Origin of the sequence: Bradyrhizobium sp. (genome assembly GCF_016462955.1) — a bacterium.
Lineage (GTDB): Bacteria > Pseudomonadota > Alphaproteobacteria > Rhizobiales > Xanthobacteraceae > Bradyrhizobium.
Window position 1 is genome coordinate 1 of the sequence record NZ_JAEMSD010000216.1, and the last position, 1,087, is coordinate 1,087.

Annotated in this window: 1 protein-coding gene and 1 pseudogene; both read left to right on the plus strand. The window is 67.2% G+C overall.

Annotation, left to right across the window (positions count from 1 at the left end):
- The first annotated feature begins 292 nt into the window (after positions 1 to 292).
- On the plus strand, positions 293 to 907 hold the full coding sequence (locus JHD07_RS21260) for an acriflavin resistance protein (RefSeq protein WP_291625451.1): 615 nt from the start codon (positions 293 to 295) through the stop codon (positions 905 to 907).
- Positions 908 to 988: 81 nt separating this feature from the next.
- Positions 989 to 1,087 (plus strand): annotated as a pseudogene (locus tag JHD07_RS39825) (metallophosphoesterase); the annotation flags it as partial.

Genomic DNA, 1,087 nt, shown 5'->3' on the forward strand with positions numbered 1-1,087 from the left:
CTCGCCCAGCGCGATATCGCGGATCCTGGTTTCGCCGGAGACCAGCGTCTTGCGGCGCGCGCCGCCCATGCCGATCAAGAGCGCGAAAGTGAGAGCGACCTGGACGAAGACGGGCAGCAGGACCATTTGAACGGACATCGGAACTTTCCCGGGAGGCAGAATGCCGCGACCGTCATTAGCCGCGACTCTCGGCGCTGACAATGAACGACTTGAACCGCCGTTCCCGCTTCGGCGACCAAGCAGCGACAGTCAAAGCGATTTCGGGCCCTCCGGCCCGAGGCGAGATGGCACCATGAATTCCTTGTCCAGCCTCTTCACCGAAGCCGCGGGCGGCCAGCTCGGCGTCCTGATGTCGGTGCTGTCGGGTCTCGCGGCAGCGCTCGCGGTTGCGCTGGCGATGACCGTGTACTTCCGCCTGAGCTACCGGACGTGGCGCGATGTCGCCCGGCATGGCCTGGCTGCGTTTGCCGCGCTCGCCCTGTTCGGCTTTGCCGCCTATGACATGCGCCACGCTGCCCTTGCCTATCTCGGTCTCAATCCGTCCAAGCCCGCCGTCGAGTTCGAGATCCGCATGCCCCAGCAGACGCTGACAGCGGTGACCGACGCCCAGATCGAGCTGCATACCGACCGCAACCAGACCCTGGCGCTGGTCGGCGGCGTGCGCGACCTCGGCGACGGACGGGCGCTGCTGCGCGGCGCGGTTGCGCTCAACCACCGCACCGCGGAGCGCGTGCTGGTCGTGCACCTCCCGGGCAAAGGCACCTACGAGTTCCGCCTCCGCCTTCCGGCCGAGCCGCATCGCTCCGCCGAGTTCAGCCCCTGGCACCTCGCCGACCGCATCGCGGCGCCGGTCGCGGGCGCCGTCGCGCCGCAGGACGGCTACACCATCCGCTATCGCGTGCTTTAAACTTTGTTCGCTTGCGATCGATGCAGTGATCCTAGCCCGGCCGTCATCGTTCCGACGCGCGGCGACGGGTAGGATGATCGCATGCCCGAATTTCGCCTGACCCAGATTTCCGACACGCATCTCGGCCGGCGCTTTCCCGGCCTGATCGCCAACTTCGCGGCGATCAGCGAGCACATCGCC